Genomic DNA, 24322 nt, shown 5'->3' on the forward strand with positions numbered 1-24322 from the left:
GTTAGTTTTATTGAACAACCTGAGCCATAGTTTTTTGACTATTTAACCAAGAATTAAATTCGCTTTCTTCTTCAACAATAATTTTCATTTGCATGTTATAATGTGAAGCTCCACAAATTTTATTACATAAAAGTAAATAATCAAACTCATAAGGGTCTTCTCCTTTTTCAGCTCTTATTTTATTAATTCCTTCAACTTTAGTAATAGTTTTGTCATTTAATCTCATTTCTTCAGTTGTCATTGAAGGAGTAAATGCAAATTGAGTTACCATTCCAGGAACGCAATTCATTTGCGCTCTAAAGTGTGGCATATAAGCAGAGTGTAATACATCTTGCGAACGGAATTTAAATATTACTTTTCTTCCTTTAGGTAAATGCAATTCTCTTGTTGGAATATCATCTAATGCATTTTTATCAGTCATATCAACACCCATAGTGTTTATTCCTTTAATGTTTCGAACATTAGCTAAACCTAGCTCATTATCTTCACCTGCATAACGCGCCTCCCATTGAAACTGTTTTGCATATACTTCAACAATTAACGGATCTTCAGCATCTGAGGCATCCATTACATCAATCCAAACTGACAATCCATAAAGCACTAATCCTGCGAGTACTACAGCTGGAATAACAGTCCAAATTAATTCTAATTTATGGCTATCTGCATAAAATAAAGCTTTTCTGCCTTTTATACCTCTATATTTAAAAGCAAAATAAAACAATAAAAACTGAGTAATTGCTTGAACAATTAAGATTAATACCATTGTAACCATGTACAATGTATCATATCTATCTCCTTCAACTGAGGCTGAGTCAGGTAACAGAATCGATGAGTATTTTACAAAAGAAAATATCATTAACCCATAAAAGAAAATTCCAAAGGCTGCAAATAAAATCCCTTGTGTATTGTTGTCTTTTTCAGTTGCAATTACACTTTTTAAATTTAGAATACTTGCAATTTGCCATATGGCTACGGCAACAACAATTGCCAATAAAATATAAAGTAATGCTGTCATTTTTTTAAATTAGATTTTTTTAGTGGTGTCAAATATAAAAAAAATCCTGAATAATTTGAATTCAGGATTCCTTTCTATATGAATATTTTATGTTTTAGTAGTGAAAATGTTCACTTTCTTTAATAAATGGATTTCCTTTTGCCAATAATGGTGCTTTTGATAATGCTGTAAATACCACATAAATAAAAATTCCTGCTATTAATAATACGGAACTTATTTCTGGGATTCCAATAAACCATTGATCTCCAACAGTAGCTGGCATTATCATCACAAAAATATCAATATAATGTCCAAATAAAATAACTAAACCAGTACAAACTATAAACCAGTTTACACGTTTAAAATCGCTATTCATTAATACTAATAATGGAAATACAAAATTTAATACTAACATTCCTAAAAATGGAATTTTGTACTCATTAAATCTAGAAACAAAATAAGTAACTTCTTCTGGAATATCTGCGTACCATATTAACATGAATTGTGAAAACCATAAGTAAGTCCAGAATATACTGAATCCAAACATAAATTTAGCCAAATCGTGCATATGACTATTATTAACAAATTCTAGATATCCTTTTCCTTTTAAGTAAATTGATACTAGAGCTATCGTTGTAATAGCAGAAACAATCATACTTGCAAACACATACCATCCGAATAAAGTACTAAACCAATGTGGATCTAAAGACATAATCCAGTCCCAAGACATCATTGATTCTGATACCAAAAAGAATACTAAGAATGCAGCTGAACTTTTAAATAATTTAGTATAATTACTTAAATCAGTTGCATTATCTTGTGCTAAAGTTAATTTTCTTGCATATTGACGATAAGCAATCCAACCAGCCATATATATAGCCGCTCTAATTAAAAAGAAAGGAACATTTAAATAACCTGCTTTGTTTTGAATTAATTCATCGTGAGCTACAACATCTGCATCCATCCAAATAAATAAATGGTTAAAATGTAAAGATGATAATACAAAAAATACAAATAATAAAATTGCACCAACTGGTAAATATGCTGTTATTCCTTCCATTACTCTGAACAATACAACTGACCAACCTGCTTGTGCAGCGTGCTGAATTGCATAAAAAGCTAATGCTCCTAATGAAAGCATAAAAAAGAAAAACAATGCAACATATAATGCTGACCAAGGCTTGTTTTTTAAATAATGAAAAGCGTGTTCCGCATGCGTATCATCTGAATGTGCAGTTGTGTTAGATTCTTCAGCAACTACATGTGCTTCAGGCTCATGACTTACTGCCGCTTCATCATGACTAGCATGACTTTCTTCTAATAATACTTTAACATCTTCTACTGAATTTGGTGTAGACAAAAAACCGTAAGCAACACCTATAAGACCAACAATCATTAAGGCGTAAGAAAATGTTTTTAATTTACTTGAAAAGGTATACATATTAATAAATTCTATCTTAGTAAAAGTGTTATTTTAATAATTCAGTTCTTAGCTGTTGAACATACATTGTTACTTGCCAACGTTCATCAGCCGTTAATTGAGAAGCATGAGATCCCATCATATTTCTACCATGCATAATTACATAGTGAATACTTCCTTCTGTTATTTCTCTGTCTTTATAATTAGGCACTCCTAAAAACTTATCTCTTTGAACTAAAACTCCATCCCCTGCACCTGCTTTTCCATGACAAGAAATACAATAAATATCATACATTTTTTTTCCATTCGACAAATTAACTTCATTAACATCTAATGGATTCTTAGATTCCAACTTAGCAGTATCATATCCTTCATTAGTGTTTGGATAATCATATGGTACTTGCCCACGAGCAATTGTTCCGTCTACTGGTAGTTGCGAAGTCATACCATTAGCATAATTTGGATTTTGACCATAGGTATCATATCCAACAGACTTATACATATCCGGCATATATTGATAATTTGGCTTTGTTTTATCACCCCAACAAGATGATAAAGACATTAAGAAAGCCAATGCTATTGTTATTTTTAAAATGTTTTTCATTTTAATCATTACTTTTCAGTTACTTTAATTTCTACAGTTCCTGTGTTTTCTAAAAATGAAATTAACTCTTTTTCATTTCCATCAACAGCTACTTCCATTACAAACATATCATCTGTTGTTCTTGGATCTGGGTTTTCCGCTTCTTTAAATGGCCATAATCTACTTCTCATATAAAAAGTAATTACCATTAAATGCGCTGCAAAAAACACACTTAATTCAAACATAATTGGCACAAATGCAGGCATATTTTGAAAGAATGTAAAACTAGGTTTTCCTCCAATATCCTGAGGCCACTGCTCAATCATCATATAATTCATCATCCAAATTGCAAAAGAAAAACCAACACATCCGTACATAAACGCAGTTATTGCTATTCTTGTACCTTTTAATCCCATTGCTTTATCTAATCCATGAACTGGAAATGGTGTATAAACTTCTTCAATATGATGATGCGCTGCACGAACTTCTTTAACAGCATCCATTAGGATGTCATCATCATTATACATTGCTTGTATTACTTTTGAGCTCATAATTACTCGTTATTTTTTAAGTTTTTAGCTTGTCCTGCCCAATCATCGCGTTTTGCTCTTCCTTTAAATGAATCTAAAAGTGAGTCTAACAAATCATATTCCTTTTCGGTCATTTTACTAACCTGATCAAAACTATAAATACCTATATTATTTAAAGTTTCTTCTAATTTTGGACCTACTCCGCTAATTAATTTTAAATCGTCAGCGTTTTGAGTAGCTTTATCAAATATTCCTATATTTCCTAATAAAACATTTTTTTGATCAGAAACCTCTTCAATTACTTCAGAAGTAGTTTTTTTAGCTTTAATTACTTTAGATGGGGCTGGATTTTTACCACCTGCATCTCTATATAATTTATAATTTTCACCAGAAGATTTCAATATTGATTTAACTTCAGCCTGTGCAATTACAGGAAAAGTTCTTGCATATAATAAGAATAACACAAAGAAGAACCCTATTGTTCCTACATAAATTCCTATATCAACAAATGTTGGTGAAAACATAGTCCATGATGATGGTAAGTAATCTCTATGTAAAGAAGTTACAATAATTACAAAACGCTCAAACCACATTCCAATGTTTACTACAATTGAAATTATAAAAGAGAATGTAATACTTTGTCTTAATTTTTTAGACCACATAAATTGCGGAGAAAAAACGTTACAACTCATCATTAATAAATAAGCCCACCAATAAGGTCCTGTTGCTCTGTTTAAGAAAGCATATTGCTCATATTCAACACCTGAATACCAAGCAATAAATAACTCCGTAATATATGCACACCCAACAATAGAACCTGTAATCATAATTACAATATTCATTAATTCTATGTGTTGTTTTGTAATATAAGCTTCTAAGTTTGAAACTTTTCTCATTATAATAAGCAAGGTATTTACCATTGCAAATCCAGAGAATACAGCTCCTGCAACAAAGTAAGGAGGGAAAATTGTTGTATGCCAACCAGGAATTACCGATGTAGCAAAATCAAAAGATACAATGGTATGTACTGAAAGTACTAAAGGTGTTGCTAAACCTGCTAATACTAAAGATACTTCTTCAAAACGCTGCCAATCTTTAGCTCTACCTGTCCAACCGAAACTTAATAAACTATAAATTTTCTTTTGAAAAGGTCTAACAGCTCTATCACGTAACATTGCAAAATCAGGTAATAAACCAGTCCACCAAAAAACTAATGATACCGATAAATACGTAGAAATTGCAAAAACGTCCCATAATAATGGAGAGTTAAAGTTTGTCCAAAGTGTTCCAAATTGGTTAGGAATAGGTAATACAAAGTGTGCATTCCAAACACGTCCCATATGTATAACTGGGAATAAACCTGCTTGAACAACAGAGAAAATTGTCATTGCTTCAGCAGAACGGTTAATACCCATTCTCCATTTTTGACGGAACAATAACAATACAGCAGAAATAAGTGTACCTGCGTGACCGATACCTACCCACCAAACAAAGTTAGTGATATCCCAAGCCCAACCTACTGTTTTATTTAAACCCCAAACTCCAATTCCTGTTCCAATGGTGTATATAATTGATCCTATACCCCAAAGAAAGGCTAACAGCGCAATTGTAAATGCTGTCCACCATAATTTATTTGCTTTACCTTCAACTGGAGCTGCTACTTCAACAGTGATATCGTGATAGCTTTTATCTCCAATAATTAAAGGTCTTCTAATAGGTGCTTCGTAATGAGACGACATAATCTAATCTAATTATTATCTTTTATTAATATTTTTATCCTTCTTGAGTATTTCTAACTTTTACATGATAAACCACATTTGGCTTTGTACCAACGTGTTCAAGTAAATGATATGCTCTTTTATCTTCAACTAAACTTGTAACTGTATCTTCATTCTTATTTACATCACCAAATACCATTGCTCCAGTACTACAAGCATTAGAACAAGCTGTTTCAAACTCGTTAGTATTTACCGGCCTACCTTCTTTTTTAGCTTTTAAAATAGTTGCCTGTGTCATTTGAATACACATTGAACATTTTTCCATTACACCACGAGAACGAACAGTAACATCTGGGTTTAACACCATTTTACCTAAATCATCATTCATATTGTAATCAAACTCGCTATTATTAGGGTAGTTAAACCAGTTAAATCTACGTACTTTATATGGGCAGTTATTTGCGCAATAACGGGTACCTACACAACGGTTATATGCCATGTGGTTTTGACCTTGACGGCTATGTGAGGTAGCTGCAACTGGACAAACTGTTTCACAAGGTGCGTGATTACAATGTTGACACATCACTGGTTGAAAGGCTACTGAAGGATTTTCAGAAGGATCTTCTAATTCAGCCATTGTATTTTTATAACCACTAACTCCAGTTCCTGCTTCTTTCTTTTCATTATCACCAGCAAAATCTTCTTCATGTGAATAATATCTATCAATACGCAACCAGTGCATATCTCTCGATTTTCTGATTTCTGATTTTCCTACAACTGGCACATTATTTTCAGCGTGACAAGCTACAACACAAGCACCACAACCTGTACAGGCATTTAAATCTATAGATAAATTAAAATGATGTCCTATTGATCTATCAAAAGAATCCCATAAATCAACAGTTGTTGCTTCAACTTCATTATGATCTAAAGATACCATTGGTACTTTATTCCACTCCTTAGAATCTATATTATTATAATCTTCAATAGTGGTTTCTTTAATAATATCACCTCTACCCATTAAAGTATTATGTAACTGAACACATGCAAATTCGTGTTCACCTTCAACAATTTTTAATGAAACATCAGATTGGTGATTATTAAAATCTTTATAAAATTTGTAAGCATTCTTACCTGTTTGCATTTCTGCTTTTAAACCTTGTTTACGCCCGTAACCAAGTGCTAAACCTAAAGAACCTTTAGCTTGACCAGGTTGAATAAGAGCTGGTAATACTTCTGAAACACCATTAACAGATATTTCAACTAAACTACCGTTTAAAGCCCCATTAGCTACATTGTAATTCTCAACACCAATTGATTCTGCATCAGCTTTTGAAATAGTTAAATAATTATCCCAAGAAGTTCTTGTAATTGGATCAGGTAATTCTTGTAACCAAGGGTTATTAGCCATTTGACCATCACCTAAACCAGTTTTTGTATATAAAGTTAGTTCAAAATCACTTCCTTGAGTTTTAGCTAATTCTGAACCTGCTGCATCTATATCTACTTCATTTAAAACAACTTCTTCTTGTTCAGTAGTTTCTACAACAAAAACACCATCGTGTAAAGCTTGATTCCAAGATTTACCATTTAACACATCTGTATTCCAAGAATCTTTTAAGAAATTGTAATAGGAATCAGTACTTCCTGTCCAAGTTAATAAAACATCTTGAAACTGACGTGTATCAAATAAAGGTTTAATAGTTGGTTGCATTAAGCTATACTGTCCTTTTTTAATTACAGCATCTCCCCAAGACTCTAAATAATGAGGTGTAGCTAATGCATATTCAACTGCATTTGCAGTTTCATTATCTTGCATTGAGAACGCAACAGATAATTTAACTTTTTTCAATCCTTCAACAAATTCATCTGAATTTGGTAAGGTATAAACTGGATTCGAATTATTTACAATTACGGCTCCAATTTTGCCAGCATTCATATCAGTAATTAACTGAGCAACTGCTGTATCATTTCCTTTTCTTATGTTTTTTGTAGTTACAACATCAATAGCTTCACTACTAATAGCTTGGTTAATAGCCAATGCTAATAATTGTGCATTTTTATCTTGAATTCCTGTTAAAACAATAGCTTTACTTCCAGCTGCTTTAATCTGTGCTGCCGCTTTTTGAACAGCATCATTTAAAGGACTTGCTTCTTTTGTAGCAAGTCCTTTTACAACAGCTTGGTATAATTTTATAAGTGCTAAATTTTGTTCAGATGGTTTTACCATTAAACGTTTATCAGCATTTGCTCCTGTTAATGTCATATTAGATTCAAACTGAATATGACGAGACATTTTTCCATTTTTAGGGACACGTCCTTTTGCGTAACCAGCATCAAAACCTCCACCTTGCCAATCTCCTAAGAAATCTGCTCCAATAGAAACAATAACATCCGCTTTTTCTAAATTATAATCTGGCAAGGCTCTTGTTCCATACATCGCTTCAAAAGCATCTAAAGCTGCTGATTCAGAAACCGCATCGTAAACCACATGATTTACATTACCAAAAGTATCATTTAATTTACCTACCAATTTTTTAGTAGATGGACTTGCACATGTTCCAGTTAAAACAACAATTGGCAATCCAGCTTCTTTTACTTCATTTAATTTTGAAATAATTTGGCCATCAGCATCTGCCCACGAAATATCACTTCCATTTGATTTTGGACCTTTTAAACGAAGACTATCATATAATGATAAAACAGATGCTTGCACACGTGCATTGGTACTTCCGTTTGCTTCTTTATTAGGTTCTATTTTTATTGGACGTCCTTCTCTAACTTTTACTAAAATATTTGCAAAATCAAAACCATCAGCCATAGTTGTTGCATAATATTCAGCAACACCAGGAATAATATCATCTGGTTTTATAACATAAGGAATTGTTTTAACAACCGGACCTTCACAAGCCGCTAAAGATGCAGCAGCTGTTGTAAATCCTACATACTTTAAAAAGTCTCTACGTGTTGTTGATGAAGCTTCTAAATTTTCTTTATCACCTAAAAAATCATCAGTTGGAATTTCTTCAACAAACTCGTTTTGTTTTAACGTATCAACAATAGAGCTTTTTGTATTTAGCTCTTCAACACTTTTCCAGTATTTTTTGTTTGATGCCATTTTATATTTTATTATTTACTTCGTAATTACTATTAATAGTGACATTTTCCGCATTCTAAACCTCCCATTTGAGCTTCAGTCACTTTTTCTACTCCATACTTTTTCGCCAATTGATCGTGAATATTTTTATAATATCCATTTTCAGTCATATCAACTTCAGTAGTTCTATGACAGTCTATACACCACCCCATAGTTAATGGAGAGAATTGATACATATCATGCATTGTTTCAACAGGTCCATGACATTTTTGACAATCTAAACCTGCAACTGTTACGTGCTGAGAGTGATTATAATATGCAAAATCAGCTAAATTGTGAATTCTCACCCACTCAATTGGCTTTTGCTCATAACCTTCAATGTATTGTACATTTTCTTTATCCCAACCAACTGCATCATAAATTTTTTGAATTTCATTATCCAAATCTTCTTTTGAATAATCTCCAAATAATTCGCCGTTGTATTCTGAAATAGATTTATGACAGTTCATACATACATTCGCCGTTGGAACTCCAGAAGTTTTACTATGCTTTGCTGAAGAATGACAGTATTGACAATCTATTTTATTATCACCCGCATGTACTGCATGTGAAAAAGCAATAGGTTGAATTGGCTGATAACCTTCGTTAACATCAATTTGCAACAACCAACCAAACAATAACCAAGCTCCTAATAATAAAAAGAAAATTACAGCTAAGAAACGTAAGAAAGGGTTAAAAATTAATGATTTCAACATACTTTCAGTTACCTCCTCATCTTCAGCTACTTTTTTATTTGTAGTTGCCGCAACAATTAATGAAAGTAATAAAAATGCTAAAATTGTTAAACCAAGCGAAGGTAAAATACCAATTCCTGGTTTGTTAAAAATTTCTTCATCTTTAGCAGATGTTGTAGTTGCAGTAACTGGTTTTACATCGCCAACTGCCAAATATTTTAAAACATCATCAATGTCCTGATCTGACAATTGTGGAAAAGGAGTCATCGCTGCAGGATTACTATCCTGTACTTCCTTTGCCAACTTATCTCCAGAAGCAACTAAAGCATTATTATCTTTAATCCAAGCCTTTAACCAATCAGCATCACGCTTATCAGTTATTTTTAATAGTTCTGGGCCAATTAACTTCCCTTCTAATTTATGACAAGCAGCACAGTTTGCTTTAAAAATCTGTTTTCCACGCTCAACGCCTGGATCAACTTCTTGAGCAACAGCAACTGTTTCTTTTGCAGCTGGCTCACCTTTGGTATAGGCCAAAATATCAATAATATCCTGATCAGACAAATGTGGATTAGCTGTCATTGGCAATTTGTTGTTCTCTTCAAAAACTTGAATTGCTAATTTGTCTCCTGATTTAATCATCCCTGGACTATCTTTAATCCAAGAAATTAACCAATCTTGTTCTCTTCTTTCCGTAACCCCTTTTAAAGCAGGACCTACTAATTTTTTATCTAACTTATGGCAAGCAGCACATGTGCTTTTGAAGAGCTTCTCTCCATTAACAACATCGCCCTCTTGAGCCGATAAATTAAGTGAAAATAATAAAAGGAAAGCAAGACTATTAATGACTAATCTTGATAATGGACTGTGTTGTTTCACACTTTTCATACTTAAAAAAAATCTTTTCTTTCTTGTTTGGTACAATATTTTCATTAAAAAAATAATGACTTATGTCATTTTTTTAAAATGATTTGACAAAAGTACTATTTAAATGCAAAACTAAAAATGTAAAAATTGTGTTAAAGTTAATTTATATTCATTCTAAATAATGAATTTTTCTTTTACATTCATTTGAATATTCTAAATTTGAAAAAAATTATTAAATATGAAGCTAACATCTAAAAAAAGATATCTAAACTTTTTATTGATTTTTGTATTATTTGCGGGAACACTCTTTGCGCAAAGTGAAAATGAAAAAATTGACAATTTAATTACCCAAAAAAGAAGCTTTAATAAACATAACAAAAACACAATAGTTTATAAAATTCAACTTTATAACGGTTCTGAATCTCAAGCCTATAAAATTAAATCTAATTTTCAGAGTTCATTTCCTGAATATAAAACCAAAATTATTTACAAATCTCCTGAATGGAAAACACAAGTTGGCGATTTTGAAACTCGATTAGAAGCAGACAAAGTTTTATTAATTATTAAGGAGGAATTTTCTGGGGCAATTGTTCTAGAAGAAAATATTTAATTAAACAACTCTGTTTAACCTTTCAAACAATCGTTGTTTTAAACTTGTATAATTAACTACGGTTTCTAAAATTTGTTCACGTTCGCTTTCGTTTTCAACATTGGAAACTAAAGAACTAATTTTTTCTTCAATTAGCACGCGTCTTAAATTATAAATTGCATCTAATACCATTTTAGAAAGATCACTCTCTTTACTTTTTACAATAATATCCTTTCGCTCCCAATTACTTAGCACATGTTTTTCATCATCCATTAAAATATTTGTAACCAAATTAGAAACTTCCGGATTGGAATGGTTTACCAAAACATCTACAGAAATATTTTTATTTTGATTTAACTGATTAATAACATCATAATAAATATTCTTAAAGGTTTCATCAGTAAATTCAACTTCATCATCTTGTAAATTCAAATAAATTTCTTTTGAAACTACATTTTGAAAATGTTCCTTTTTTAATGTATGAAACTCTTTCCCTTCCACTTCACCTTCTTCAACATAATCAACAAAATCCACTTCATTGTTACCATAAAGCAACAATATTTTTATTATTTCACGCTCATACTTTTTAAGTTCATTTATTTTTTCAAATTGAGGTGTTTTTTGAAGTTGTAACATTTCAGGATATAGCACATCCATTGGTGGTTCATTTGGATCTGGATGTTTACCTCTATTATAAGTGCTACTTCGGCCGCTTTTTGAAGCTTCTCTTTTTAATTTATTATCAATTTGAGCTAATTCATTAAACAATACGTTTTCTGAAATATCCATTATTCTGGCACATTCCTGGATATAAACCTCACGTTGAATTCGGTCTGGAATTTTAGAAATGCTAATTACAATGTCACGAATTAAGCCTGCTTTTTTAACTGGATCATTTTTGGCTTCCTCCATTAAAAGGGAAACCTTAAAATTGATGAAATCTTGCGAATTATTTTCTAAGTAATTTTTTAGCTCATCTTTTGATACTTTTTTTGAATAACTATCTGGATCGTCACCATCGGGAAACATTAACACTCTCACGTTCATCCCTTGCTCAAGTATTAAATCTATTCCTCTAATTGAGGCTCTAATTCCAGCAGCATCTCCATCAAATAAAATAGTAATGTTTTTTGTAAGTCGGTTTACCAATCTAATTTGATTTCCAGTAAGTGCCGTTCCTGATGAAGAAACCACATTTTCAATACCCGATTGATATAATGAAATTACATCGGTATAACCTTCTACCAAATAACAATTATCTTCTTTTGCAATAGTTTGTTTTGCATAATGTATGCCATATAAAACATTACTTTTATGGTAAATATCACTTTCCGGTGAATTTAAATACTTAGCTGCCTTTTTATCATTGGTTAAAATTCTACCACCAAAACCAAGTACACGTCCACTCATACTATGAATTGGAAATAGTACGCGACCTTTAAATCTATCGAATGTTTTTGTCCCATTTTCAGCTAATAAATCTTGCTTAACAATGGTAAGTCCTGTAGATTCTAAATATTTTAAATTATATCCTTTATTTAATGCTTCGGTAGTAAATGCTTCCCACTCATTTAAAGCATAACCTAATTGAAATTTTTTAATAGTTTCTTCTGTATATCCTCTTTCTTTAAAGTAACTTAAACCAATCGCTTTTCCTTGTTCATCTTCAAGCAAGTTTTTATGAAAATAATCACGCGCAAATTCTGAAACCAAAAACATACTCTCTCTTTCGTCAGCTTGCTGTTTTTGCTCATCAGATTGCTCAATTTCATCAATTTCAATATTGTATTTTTTAGCTAAATATCTAATTGCTTCCGGGTACGAATAATGCTCTTGTTCCATTAAAAATGAAACTACATTACCTCCTTTACCAGTACTAAAATCTTTCCAAATTTGTTTTACAGGTGATACCATAAATGATGGTGTTCTCTCCTCTGAAAACGGACTTAATCCTTTATAGTTACTTCCAGCTTTTTTTAACTGAACAAATTCACCAATTACCTCCTCTACTCTGGCGGTTTCAAAAACTCTATCTATGGTACTTCTTGAAATCAATTTTAATTTATGCTTTTTAAAAGTTTTCTAAATTACAAATTTTAGATAAAAAAATCACCCTTTAAAAAATAAAGGGTGATTTAAATTAATTTGTGTCTATTTAATTTTAAGAAACCGCTTTCAATTTTTTTAAAGTCGATTTTTTAATTTTATTTTCGGCATACTTCTCTGTAATCTTAAGCTCCTTTTCTTCAGTTCCCGGAAGTTCAAACATAGCATCTGTTAAAATTGCTTCACATAATGACCTTAAACCACGAGCACCTAACTTATACTCAACTGCCTTATTAACAATGTATTGTAATGCTTTTTCATTTATCGAAAAATCTATACCATCCATTTTAAACAATTTTTGATATTGTTTAATAATTGAATTTTTAGGCTCGGTTAAAATCGCTCTTAAAGTATCAGTATCTAATGGATTCATATGTGTAAGTGCTGGTAAACGTCCAATTATTTCAGGGATTAACCCAAATGATTTTAAATCACTTGGAATAATATATTGCAATAAATTAGTTTCATCAACCTTATCCACTTTTATTGATGCACTATAGCCAACTGCCTGACGGTTTAAACGCTTTCCAATTAATTTATCTATTCCAGAAAAAGCTCCACCAGCAATAAAAAGTATATCCTTTGTATTTACTTCAATAAATTTTTGATCTGGGTGTTTTCTTCCTCCTTTTGGAGGTACATTTACTACAGCACCTTCTAATAATTTAAGTAATGCTTGTTGTACTCCTTCACCTGAAACATCACGGGTAATTGAAGGATTATCTCCTTTTCGTGCAATTTTATCTATTTCATCAATAAAAACAATACCTCTCTCTGCTTTAATAACGTCATAATCCGCAGCTTGCAAAAGTCGTGTTAAAATAGTTTCAACATCTTCACCTACATAACCAGCTTCAGTTAAAACTGTTGCGTCAACAATACAAAAAGGAACATTTAACATTCTTGCAATAGTACGTGCAATTAATGTTTTACCAGTTCCAGTTTCTCCAACTAAAATAATGTTACTTTTTTCAATTTCTACATCATCTTCATCTTTTGTATTTGGTTGTAACAACCTTTTATAATGATTGTAAACGGCAACAGACATTACACGTTTTGCCTGATCTTGCCCAATCATATATTGATCAATAAACTCTTTTATTTCTTTTGGTTTTTTTACAACCAATTCTGAAGTAAGTGAAGAAGAAGAATTTTCTGCTATTTCTTCCATCACAATACCATGCGCTTGTTCAATACATTTATCACAAATATGTGCATCTAAACCAGCTATCAACAAATCCGTTTCTGGTTTTTTTCTACCACAAAACGAACATTCTAAAACTTCATCTTTCGCCATTTCTTCAGTAAATTATTTACTTTCTAATTAAAATTTCATCAATCATTCCATAAGCTTTTGCTTCTTCAGCTTTCATCCAATAATCACGATCTGAATCTGCATGAACTTTCTCCATAGTTTGCCCAGAATGTTTTGAAATTATTTGGTATAACTCATCTTTTAATTTTAATATTTCACGAGCTGTAATTTCAATATCGCTTGCTTGCCCTTGAGCTCCACCTAATGGTTGGTGAATCATAATACGTGAATGAGGTAACGCAGAACGCTTACCTTTTTCACCGGCACACATTAACACAGCTCCCATAGATGCTGCCATTCCAGTACAAATTGTTGCTACGTCTGGTTTTATAAACTGCATAGTATCATACATTCCTAAACCTGCATAAACACTTCCTCCCGGAGAATTTATATAAATTGATATATCTTTTGAATTATCAACACTTTCTAAAAACAACAATTGTGCTTGAATAATATTAGCTACATAATCATCAATTGCAGTACCTAAAAATATAATACGATCCATCATTAAACGAGAAAACACATCCATTTGTGCTACATTTAATTGGCGTTCTTCAATAATATATGGTGTAACACTACTTACAATTTTATCGTAGTACATGCTACTGATTCCTTGTTGCTTAGTTGCAAACTTTTTAAACTCTTTTCCGTAATCCATTTTATAGTTTTTATAAAATTAAGGCTGTAAAGATAAGAAGTATTCATGAATTAAATAGCCTATAATAATAATGTATGTATTTAGAATGATTTTATATAACAATATTTTAACAAAATAATAATAATAATGTTATGCGCGCATAACATTATTGAGTACCTTTATATTGAAATTCAAAATATAAATAAAATATACCATGAAATCGAAATTATTATTAATACTAGTATTTATTTTTACAATTAGTATTTATGGACAGGAATATGAAAATGGAACAATTGTAACTAAACATTACGATACAATTTCCAATGTGAAAATTGAAAAACTAAGCGAAGCAAAAAGTTTATTACACATCAACTATATTGATGAAGCAGGAAACGAGCAAAGCCCCGATATAGAAACCATTAAATGTTACAACAGAGGAGTTGACATTTACTGCAGAATATATAATTCAGGAGAAATGATCCTTGCTAAAAAAGTTGTTAATGGCGAAAAATTAAATCTATACGAAAGAAATATCAACGGTAGCACAACTTACTACATTGAAAAAGTTTATGATGAATTAATTAAAGTTCCTTCTTCAAGTAATAAATTTAAAAAAGTTATAGGTTCATTTTTAAGTGATGCTCCTCAAATATCTTCAAAAATTGAATCGAAACAATTGGTTGATATTATGGAAATTGTTAACCTTTACAACAAAGGTTAATCTTTTAGTTTTAGTTGAAAAAGGTCTGAAGATATTTTATCTTCGGACCTTTTTTATTTACAATTAGTATTGATTTTAAGTATATTTGAAACCCTAATTATTTCAAAATGAAAATTATTTCAAAAATATTAATATTTTTTTTCGGATTTAACTCCATACTTTTTGCGCAAACCTATCAAAATAGGTTTAACACTTTAGATGTGCAACATTACAAATTACACCTTGAAGTAAATGATACTACTAATGTAATAAATGCCACAATGGAAGTTTCCATTAAGTTTAAAAAATCTGTTAATTCATTTGACTTAGATTTAGTTTCAAAAGATTCTACAGAAATGGGAATGCAAGTAGATTCTATTTACCAAAACAATATTTTAGTAAGTTTTACTCAAAAAAACAATAAATTAACCATAGAGCCTCAACACGTTTTCCCAAGGCTACCTTATACTTATAAAATTAAATATAGTGGAATCCCTAAAGACGGATTGGTAATTTCGAAAAATTTATATGGAGACCGAACCTACTTTGGAGATAATTGGCCAAACAGAGCACATAATTGGTTTCCATGTGTAGATCACCCTTCTGACAAAGCAACTATTGAATATATTATTAATGCACCAAACCATTACCAAGTAATTGCAAATGGTTTTCAGGTTGAAGAAACCAATTTAACTAACAACTTAAAACAATATCACTGGAAAACAGCTACTCCTTTGCCAACAAAAGTAATGGTTGTTGGAATTGCTAAATTCGCTGTTCAAAATATTGGTGAAACGCATAATATTCCTGTTTCCACCTGGGTATATCCACAAACAAAAGAGGATGGTTTTTATGACTTTTCCATAGCTAAAGAAATTTTAGATTTCTTTATAGAAAATGTTGGAGAATATCCATTTTTAAAACTTGCAAACGTGCAATCTAAAACACGTTTTGGCGGTATGGAAAATGCCGGAAATATTTTTTATTTTGAAAAATCTGTTACTGGAAAACAAGAACATAAAGATTTAATTGCACATGAAATTGCACACCAATGGTTCGGCAATTCTGCATCTGAAATAGACTGGCCACATTTATGGCTTAGTGAAGGTTTCGCCACTTATTTAACAGATTTATATATTTTAAAAAGTGATGGTGAAGCTGCGTTTAAACAACGGTTAAAAGAAGAGCGCAATAAGGTTTTAAATTTTTATAAAAAACAACAAACTCCTGTAATAGATACTAAAACTACAAATTATATGGGGTTATTAAATCCGAACTCTTATCAAAAAGGAGCTTGGGTATTACATATGTTAAAAAATAAAGTTGGAGTAGAAAATTTTTGGAAAGGCATTAAAACCTACTACGATTTTTACAAATTCAAAAATGCCTCAACAAACGATTTTAAAAATTTAATGGCACAGGTTTCAGGTAAAAATTTAGATATTTTCTTTTCACAATGGCTCCAAAAAACTGGACAGCCCAAAATAAATTCTTCTTGGATTCATGGAAGCGATAAATTAAGAATTATTGTTGAGCAAAAACAAAACACTATTTTTCAATTTCCCCTAGATTTAGAAATTACCTATTCCGACGGTACTTCTGAAATCAAAACCATTGAAATTACTTCAAAAAAAGAACCTTTTGTAATTACAACAAAATTAATGGATGTAAAAGAAATTAAATACGACCCTAATATTAATTTACTATTTGAAATTATCGAATAAATGAAATGTTCGCTTTGCAATTCCACAACTGCAGCATTCTTTAAATCAAATTTTAAAGAATATTTTCAATGTGAAAATTGTGAAGCTATACTATTAAATTCAAGTAATTATCCTACTCCAAACGAAGAAATTATAAGGTACCGAGAGCATAATAATAATGTTAATGATATTCGTTATCAAAACTTTGTAAGCCCCATTGTAAAAGCTGTTTTAAAAGATTTTAAAAATTCAAAAAACGGGTTAGATTTTGGATGTGGAACTGGACCGGTTATTACAAAATTATTAAGAGATAAAAACTACCCAATTACAACTTACGATCCTTTTTTTGACAATAATCAAAAGGTTTTAAAAACCAACTATGATTTTATAGTTTGCTGTGAGGTTATTGAACATTTTCACTATCCATTAAAAGAATTCAAGCTTTTGAAATCATTACTAAAACAAAACGGTAAATTATATTGCATGACCGATTTGTTTTCTAAAACTATTGATTTTAAAGAATGGTATTATAAAGATGATAACACACATGTTATTTTTTATCACAAAAACACTTTTAATTGGATTAAAGAAAATGTTAGTTTTTCAAAAGTTACAATTAATAATAGATTGATAACCTTTGAAGTATAATTTAAGGCTTATATTTGCAAAAACTAAAAAAATGACCTTTTCCGATTTAAATTTAAACCGCTTTTTATTAGATGCCTTAACTGAAATGGGGTTTGAAACACCAACACCTATACAAGAAAAAGCCTTTTCTGTTATTATGAGCAGTAAAGATATGGTAGGTATAGCGCAAACCGGAACAGGAAAAACATTTGCATATTTACTACCAATATTAAGACAACTAACCTATTCTGAACAGAAACAACCTCGTGTTTTAATTGTTGTTCCAACCAGAGAATTGGTGGTACAAGTAATTCAAGAAATTGAAAATTTAACACCTTATATTAATGTGCGGTTTGCTGGAGTTTATGGTGGAACCAACCTAAATAAACAAAAACAACTTGTTTATGAAGGTCAGGATATTTTAGTAGCAACTCCCGGAAGGTTATTAGATTTAGCTTTAGATGGCATTTTAAAATTGAAACAAATTCAGAAATTAGTTATTGATGAAGTTGATGAAATGATGAATCTTGGATTTAGATCACAATTAATTACATTACTTGATTTATTGCCTAAAAAACGTCAGAATATTTTATTTTCTGCAACCTTAACACAAGAAGTAAACGACTTATTACACGACTTTTTTAAATCTCCCATAAAAATTGAAGTTGCTGCAAGTGGAAGTCCGTTAAATACTATAAAACAATTAGCTTACCCAGTTCCTAATTTTTACACAAAAGTGAATTTTTTAGTTAACTTATTACAAGACAAAACTACTTTTAATAAGGTTTTGGTGTTTGTGAAAAACAAAAAACAAGCTAATATTTTATATGAAGAATTAGAAATTGCTTTACCAAATGATGCAGATGTAATACACTCTAACAAAACCCAAAATTACCGATTACGCTCTGTAAAAAACTTTGAAATGGGCTTTTTTAATATTTTAATTGCAACTGATATTATTGCACGTGGATTGGATTTAACAGATGTAAGTCACGTTATTAATTTTGATATCCCTAAAGAACCTGAAAATTATATTCATAGAATTGGTAGAACAGGTAGAGCAGAACAAGAAGGGATTGCAATTTCATTTTTTAATGAAGAAGAAGCGGAATATTTAGGTGAAATTGAAATATTAATGAATATGGAAATTGAAGTTTTAGATTTACCAGATAATATTGAAATTTCAACGCGTTTAATTGATGAGGAAATGCCTAAAGTTGAACCCGAAAGTAAGAATGCAAAACGCATAATTACCGAACCAAGCGGACCAGCATTTCATGAGAAAAAAGAAAAAAATCAAAAGAAAAACTTAGGTGGTTCTTACAGAAGAGAAATTGCTAAAAAGTATAAAAAGCCTAAAACAAGGGGGCAAAAAAGAAAGTAAACTAAGTCATACCGTGTTTGTGGAGTATTTACTTAATCAAACTTAAAACACTTATTTAAATTCTGAATCTAATTACGACTAAAAAAACATAAAAAAACTCCTTAATAAATATTATTAAGGAGTTTTTAATTTTTAAAAATATGATTTCTTATTTGTAAACTTCTTTTACAAAAGCTTCATAATTTAATTCTTTCACTTTAAAAGTGATTTTTTCTTTATAAAAATCAAGTAGTTTTTTACTTACCAGTTGTTCTTGTAAACGCTTAGCTTCCTCTTGGTTACTTAATACACGTTGTACAATATCATCCAATTCTTTTTCTTCAGGATTTAATTGTCCGTATTGAGCCATTTGCGCTTTTACAAAACCTTTTGTAAAGTCTTTTAACTCTTCAAAATTAATTTGAAGTTCGTTGTCTTTTAATACTTTTCCTTCAATTAATTGGTAACGTAATCCTTTTTCAGATTTTTCATATTCCTCAGCAGCTTGTTCAGCAGTCATTGGTTTTTCACCAGCTACAGCTAACCATTTTTTCAAAAATTCAGCAGGCAACTCAAATTTTGTATTTTCAACTAAATATTCAGTTACAGCATTTAATAATTGTTGATCTGCTTGCGTTTGAAATTGCTTTTCAGCATCTTCTTTTATTTTTTCTCTAAGTTCTTCTTCAGATTTTACAACATCTGGCCCAAATACTTTATCAAACAATTCTTGATTTACCTCTGCAAGTTCAGTAACATTAATTTCTTCAATGGTAAAAGTTAAAGGAATATCTAAATCGTGAATTTCATCATGTCCTACACCTAATGCTCCCATTAATTTGTGATCATCATCAAAAAGTCCTTTTGATTTTAATTCAATAACATCACCAACTTTAGCACCAATAAATTTCTTTTGATTTACTTTTCCTTTAATTGAACCTAACTCAATAGTAGATTTTTTATCAATTCCCTTTTCTTCGTTTACAAAAGTACCTGCAATGTTCACACCTTCTTCAACAACTTCTTTAGTAACTATTTTACCAAAACGCTTTTGAATATTTTCAACTTCTTTTCCTAACAATTCATCATCAGCTACAATATTATATTGTATAATTTTCTTTTTTGCATCTAAATTTACATCAAACTCAGGAGCCAAACCTAATTCAAATTCGAATGCATAATCTTCTGCATCCCAAGAAAAATCATCTTGCATTTTTGGTAATGGATTTCCTAAAATATCTAATTTCTCTTCAACCAAATAATTGTTTAATGAATCTTGTAATAATTTATTTACTTCATCAATCATTATAGATTTACCGTATTGTTTTTTCACCATTCCCATCGGCACTTGACCTTTTCTAAAACCTGGTATATCAGCTTTTTTACGGTAATCTTGTAAAATTTTCTCTACCTTATCTTGGTAATCTGCGGCTGAAATTTCAACCTTTACAACTGCATTTAATGCATCAACACTTTCTTTTGTAATATTCATTTTATGTTGTTTTTATCTTAAATCATTCAAAATTGGGTGCAAAAGTACTACTTTTTGTGTACTTGACAAATATTTAACACGTTCAAATTCAACTATTTTTCTTTATTTTCTTCCAAAAATGAGTACAAAATTGATTGAAATAGTGATAATAGTAAACTAAACAGCAAGGCTACCCAAAACCCAGACACTGTAAAGCCTGTTACAAAATAACCCGCCAACATTATTATAACTGCATTTATTACTAACAAAAACAAACCTAAAGTTACAATGGTTGCTGGTAAGGTAAAAAATATAAGTAGTGGCTTTACTGTAACACGAAGCAATCCTAAAACAATGGCTACAATTATTGCACTTTTATAACCCTCATCTAATGTTATTCCCGGTAAAAATTCTGAAATAACAACCACAGCTATTGCAGTAAGCAAAATTCTTAATATTAGTTTCATACTATTAAATTTATAATGAACTATAAATTTAACCATAATTATGCCAAATTATTAATTACCCTAAAAAGCTGACAACTTCCTTAAAAAACTGTGTTGGATTCTCGGCATGTAGCCAATGTCCTGCATTTTTGACAGTTACAATTTTTGAATTTGAAAAGTGTGCGGTAATTAGTGGATTATCTTCTGAAGTTATATAATCGGATTTTTCACCTTTTAAAAATAATGTTTCCCCATCAAAATGAGTAAATGATGGTAATGCTTCACCAACTTCACTATTATTCTCCGTTAAACTTTGAAGATTAAATCTAAAAGCAAATTGCTCTTTGGTTTTTCTATAAACATTTTTAAGTAAAAACTGAAGAATTCCAAGTTCACTAATGTAAATTTTTAATACATCTTCTATTTTTTCTCGCGTATTGTGAATTGAAAAATTAACAGCATTTAAAGCTGCCAAAATAGATTCATGATGTGGTTTATAATATTTTGGACCAATATCAGCAACTATTAATTTATCAACCAATTCTGGATAGGTAACTGCAAACAACATCACTACTTTCCCACCCATTGAGTGCCCTAATAAATAAACTTTCTCTAAATTATAATGAAGAATATAATTGTGTAAATCTTCTACCAGTAATTCATAGTCAAATTCATCTGAATGAAAACTTCGTCCGTGATTTCTTTGATCCAATAAATGAACTTCAAAATTTTCCGCAAATTTATTTCCTAGCGTTTTCCAATTATCACCCATTCCAAAATAACCGTGCAAAATAAGTAGTGGTTTACCTTCTCCTAAAATTCTTGAATGTAATATCATTTTAGTTTTTAATATTTAATTTTTAGTAATCTTATAACTGTTGAATTGTGTAATTATAAAATTCGAAAATTTAAAAACATTCTAACTTTTAACCTTCGTGACTTTCCAACTTCTAAAAATGAGATTGCAAGTAGTTTTTCGTTTTAATAAAAGTGGTTTCAACTCTGCTCAACCACCGCATAAAACTTTTAACTTTTCAACTTTAGACTTTTAAACTCAATTTATATTTATACATATTAATAACATTTTCCAATCCTAAATACAGAGATTCTGTTATTAAAGCATGCCCAATTGAAACTTCTAATAAATTTGGAATATTTTCTGCAAAAAACTGAATATTATCCAAACTTAAATCGTGACCTGCATTAATACCTAAACCGAGTTCAGAAGCTAAAACAGCACTTTTTGTATAGGGTATTATTGCGTCTTTATTTCCCAAAGCAAATTGTGTTGCAAAATCTTCGGTGTACAATTCAATTCTATCAGCACCCGTTGTTGCTGCAGCTTCAATTAATTTTAAATCCGGATCAATAAAAACAGAAGTTCTAATTCCTTTTAATTTAAATTCAGCAATAACTTCCTGTAAAAAAGATTGGTGCTTAATTGTATTCCATCCTGCATTTGATGTAACTGCATCAATTGAATCTGGAACCAGTGTAACTTGTGTTGGACAAATAGCTAACACCAAATCCATAAATTTTTGGATTGGATTCCCTTCAATATTAAATTCTGTAGTTACTATTTTTTTTAAATCATAAGCATCTTGATATCTAATATGACGCTCATCAGGCCTTGGGTGAATAGTAATTCCTTCAGCTCCAAAATCCTGAATATCTGAAGATACCTTAACTACATTAGGGAAATCACCCCCTCTTGAATTACGCAATGTTGCTATTTTGTTTACGTTTACACTTAACTTTGTCATTTCTAAAATCCTTTAAATTAAAAAGAGTGGCAAATTTACGAACTAAGAATATGTTTTTGGTTTTATTTTTGATTAATTTGTAGTATAATAGCAGACAATATGGAAACCACCCCATTTATATTAAAAGAATTTAAACCTTTTTCATTAAGTACTAAGGTTGCGCAAGTAAAATTGTTTTTTAAAGAAAATACATTTTCGCATTTTCCTATTGTAGAAAATAAAACTCTAATTGGTTTAATTTCTGAAATTGATATTGAAGGAATTGATGATAACGAAAAACAGCTTGACGATTTAAACTATTTATTTAATTTATTTTTTGCAGAAGAAACTGAAAATTTATTAGAATTAATTAAGGTATTTGCGGCAAATGAAGCAAACCTAATACCTGTTGTTAAAGAGAATAATAATTACATAGGGTATTTAGATTTAACAGACATTTTGCATGTTTATAATGAAACTCCTTTTTTAAAAAGTGAAGGAATTGTAGTACTTTTAGAAAAGGAAATTCAAGATTTTTCATTTAGTCAGGTTTGTCAAATTGTAGAATCTAATAATGGAAAAATATTAGGTCTTTTTATTACAGAAACAACTGGAGCAATTGTGAAAATTACCATTAAATTTAATTCACAAGATGTAAATGAAATTATACAAACATTCAGACGCTATAATTACAATGTACTATCTAAACACAAAGAAGATTTTTATTTGGAAGACCTAAAGGAAAGATCTGAATACTTACAAAAATACTTAAACATTTAAGCATGAAAGTTGCTGTTTACGGACAATATTTTAAAATTGAAGATACTGAATATGTTGAAAATTTATTTAATACCTTAAATAAATTTAATATTGATTTTGTAATCGAACATCGATATTATAAAAGTCTAAAAAAACATATTAAATTACAAAATCATAAAATTTTTTCATTACACAGCGAATTAAATAATTCATTCGATTTTATGTTTACTATAGGTGGTGATGGTACTATTTTAAGGGCTGTTACATTTATAAGAGCTTCAAATATTCCAATTGTAGGTATAAATACCGGTAGGCTTGGTTTTTTAGCAACCATACCTAAAGAAAATATTTCTAATGCAGTAGAATTATTATTAAAAAACCAATTCGTTATAAAAGAACGCACTTTATTAAGTGTTTCAACAACACCTAAAATTGAGAATTTATCTTCTCTGAATTTTGCCTTAAATGAAGTTTCAGTTAGCAGAAAAAACACTGCTTCTATGATTACCATTAAAACTTTTTTAGATAATGAATTTTTAAATTCTTATTGGGCTGATGGATTAATTATTGCAACACCAACCGGATCAACAGGTTATTCTTTAAGTTGTGGCGGTCCAATTATAACACCACAAGCAAAAAGTTTAGTTTTAACACCAATTGCACCGCATAATTTAAACGCCAGACCATTAGTAATACCTGACGATACTAAAATAACTTTCACTGTTAGTGGTAGAGAAGAAAATTTCTTTCTTTCTTTAGATTCAAGAATTACAACTATTAGTAACAATACAGAAATAGCTGTTGAAAAAGCCGATTTCAATTTAAAAATGGTACAATTTAACGAGCAAACATTTATAAAAACATTACGCGAAAAATTACTTTGGGGACAAGACACACGTAATTAACACTAAAAAATATACT

General features: G+C 30.3%; 21 protein-coding genes. 7 read left to right on the plus strand and 14 right to left on the minus strand.

Annotated features, from left to right (window positions below; all coding sequences use genetic code 11):
* Positions 1-7: 7 nt before the first annotated feature.
* The 7 genes from BX611_RS11670 to BX611_RS11700 form a co-directional block, all read right to left on the minus strand.
* A complete protein-coding gene (locus BX611_RS11670; RefSeq protein ID WP_115881417.1) occupies positions 8-1015 on the minus strand; it encodes a cytochrome c oxidase subunit II in 1008 nt (335 codons plus the stop codon).
* A 94-nt stretch (positions 1016-1109) separates the two neighbouring features.
* Positions 1110-2435 (minus strand): quinol:cytochrome C oxidoreductase, encoded by a 1326-nt coding sequence (locus BX611_RS11675; RefSeq protein WP_115881419.1) that lies wholly within the window; start codon positions 2433-2435, stop codon positions 1110-1112.
* A 28-nt stretch (positions 2436-2463) separates the two neighbouring features.
* Positions 2464-3018, minus strand: coding sequence for a c-type cytochrome (locus tag BX611_RS11680; RefSeq protein ID WP_115881948.1), 555 nt, complete (start codon positions 3016-3018; stop codon positions 2464-2466).
* An 8-nt stretch (positions 3019-3026) separates the two neighbouring features.
* Positions 3027-3548 (minus strand): DUF3341 domain-containing protein, encoded by a 522-nt coding sequence (locus tag BX611_RS11685; protein ID WP_115881421.1) that lies wholly within the window; start codon positions 3546-3548, stop codon positions 3027-3029.
* Positions 3549-3550: 2 nt separating this feature from the next.
* Positions 3551-5266, minus strand: a complete 1716-nt coding sequence (gene nrfD / locus BX611_RS11690) for an NrfD/PsrC family molybdoenzyme membrane anchor subunit (protein WP_115881423.1) — start codon at positions 5264-5266, stop codon at positions 3551-3553.
* A 34-nt stretch (positions 5267-5300) separates the two neighbouring features.
* The gene (locus tag BX611_RS11695; protein ID WP_115881425.1) at positions 5301-8363 is read right to left on the minus strand and encodes a TAT-variant-translocated molybdopterin oxidoreductase; all 3063 of its coding nucleotides are present in this window, start codon (positions 8361-8363) and stop codon (positions 5301-5303) included.
* A 32-nt stretch (positions 8364-8395) separates the two neighbouring features.
* A complete protein-coding gene (locus tag BX611_RS11700) occupies positions 8396-9964 on the minus strand; it encodes a c-type cytochrome (protein ID WP_240324996.1) in 1569 nt (522 codons plus the stop codon).
* 217 nt (positions 9965-10181) lie between these two features.
* Here BX611_RS11700 and BX611_RS11705 point away from each other — a divergent pair, with 217 nt between their 5' ends.
* A complete protein-coding gene (locus BX611_RS11705; protein WP_115881427.1) occupies positions 10182-10553 on the plus strand; it encodes an SPOR domain-containing protein in 372 nt (123 codons plus the stop codon).
* On the opposite strand, the gene dnaG is transcribed toward BX611_RS11705, so the two are convergent.
* The 3 genes from dnaG to clpP form a co-directional block, all read right to left on the minus strand.
* The gene (gene dnaG / locus BX611_RS11710) at positions 10554-12587 is read right to left on the minus strand and encodes a DNA primase (protein ID WP_115881429.1); all 2034 of its coding nucleotides are present in this window, start codon (positions 12585-12587) and stop codon (positions 10554-10556) included.
* A gap of 106 nt (positions 12588-12693) precedes the next feature.
* A complete protein-coding gene (clpX, locus tag BX611_RS11715) occupies positions 12694-13935 on the minus strand; it encodes an ATP-dependent Clp protease ATP-binding subunit ClpX (RefSeq protein ID WP_115881431.1) in 1242 nt (413 codons plus the stop codon).
* 16 nt (positions 13936-13951) lie between these two features.
* Positions 13952-14611: an ATP-dependent Clp endopeptidase proteolytic subunit ClpP gene (clpP, locus tag BX611_RS11720; RefSeq protein ID WP_115881433.1), complete on the minus strand. Its 660-nt coding sequence runs from the start codon at positions 14609-14611 to the stop codon at positions 13952-13954.
* Between the two features lie 193 nt (positions 14612-14804).
* Here clpP and BX611_RS11725 point away from each other — a divergent pair, with 193 nt between their 5' ends.
* From BX611_RS11725 to BX611_RS11740, 4 genes are all read left to right on the plus strand, one after another.
* Complete coding sequence (locus BX611_RS11725; protein WP_115881435.1) at positions 14805-15311, plus strand: hypothetical protein; 507 nt, start codon at positions 14805-14807, stop codon at positions 15309-15311.
* Positions 15312-15418: 107 nt separating this feature from the next.
* On the plus strand, positions 15419-17014 hold the full coding sequence (locus BX611_RS11730) for a M1 family metallopeptidase (RefSeq protein ID WP_115881437.1): 1596 nt from the start codon (positions 15419-15421) through the stop codon (positions 17012-17014).
* On the plus strand, positions 17015-17641 hold the full coding sequence (locus tag BX611_RS11735) for a class I SAM-dependent methyltransferase (protein WP_115881439.1): 627 nt from the start codon (positions 17015-17017) through the stop codon (positions 17639-17641).
* A 31-nt stretch (positions 17642-17672) separates the two neighbouring features.
* Entirely contained in the window at positions 17673-19004 is a 1332-nt protein-coding gene (locus tag BX611_RS11740) for a DEAD/DEAH box helicase (protein WP_115881441.1), read from the plus strand.
* A gap of 148 nt (positions 19005-19152) precedes the next feature.
* Here BX611_RS11740 and tig read toward each other — a convergent pair whose 3' ends face one another.
* The 4 genes from tig to BX611_RS11760 all read right to left on the minus strand — a co-directional run bounded on the left by tig (position 19153) and on the right by BX611_RS11760 (position 22663).
* Positions 19153-20475, minus strand: a complete 1323-nt coding sequence (gene tig, locus BX611_RS11745) for a trigger factor (protein WP_115881443.1) — start codon at positions 20473-20475, stop codon at positions 19153-19155.
* Between the two features lie 92 nt (positions 20476-20567).
* Entirely contained in the window at positions 20568-20921 is a 354-nt protein-coding gene (locus tag BX611_RS11750) for a phage holin family protein (protein ID WP_115881445.1), read from the minus strand.
* A gap of 55 nt (positions 20922-20976) precedes the next feature.
* Entirely contained in the window at positions 20977-21738 is a 762-nt protein-coding gene (locus BX611_RS11755; RefSeq protein ID WP_115881447.1) for an alpha/beta fold hydrolase, read from the minus strand.
* Between the two features lie 202 nt (positions 21739-21940).
* A complete protein-coding gene (locus tag BX611_RS11760; RefSeq protein WP_115881449.1) occupies positions 21941-22663 on the minus strand; it encodes a pyridoxine 5'-phosphate synthase in 723 nt (240 codons plus the stop codon).
* A gap of 99 nt (positions 22664-22762) precedes the next feature.
* Here BX611_RS11760 and BX611_RS11765 point away from each other — a divergent pair, with 99 nt between their 5' ends.
* Both BX611_RS11765 and BX611_RS11770 read left to right on the plus strand, forming a co-directional pair.
* A complete protein-coding gene (locus tag BX611_RS11765) occupies positions 22763-23422 on the plus strand; it encodes a CBS domain-containing protein (protein WP_115881451.1) in 660 nt (219 codons plus the stop codon).
* A gap of 2 nt (positions 23423-23424) precedes the next feature.
* Entirely contained in the window at positions 23425-24306 is an 882-nt protein-coding gene (locus BX611_RS11770) for an NAD kinase (protein WP_115881453.1), read from the plus strand.
* The last annotated feature ends 16 nt before the right edge of the window (positions 24307-24322 follow it).

Source organism: Lutibacter oceani (assembly GCF_003384935.1).
GTDB classification, from domain to species: domain Bacteria; phylum Bacteroidota; class Bacteroidia; order Flavobacteriales; family Flavobacteriaceae; genus Lutibacter; species Lutibacter oceani.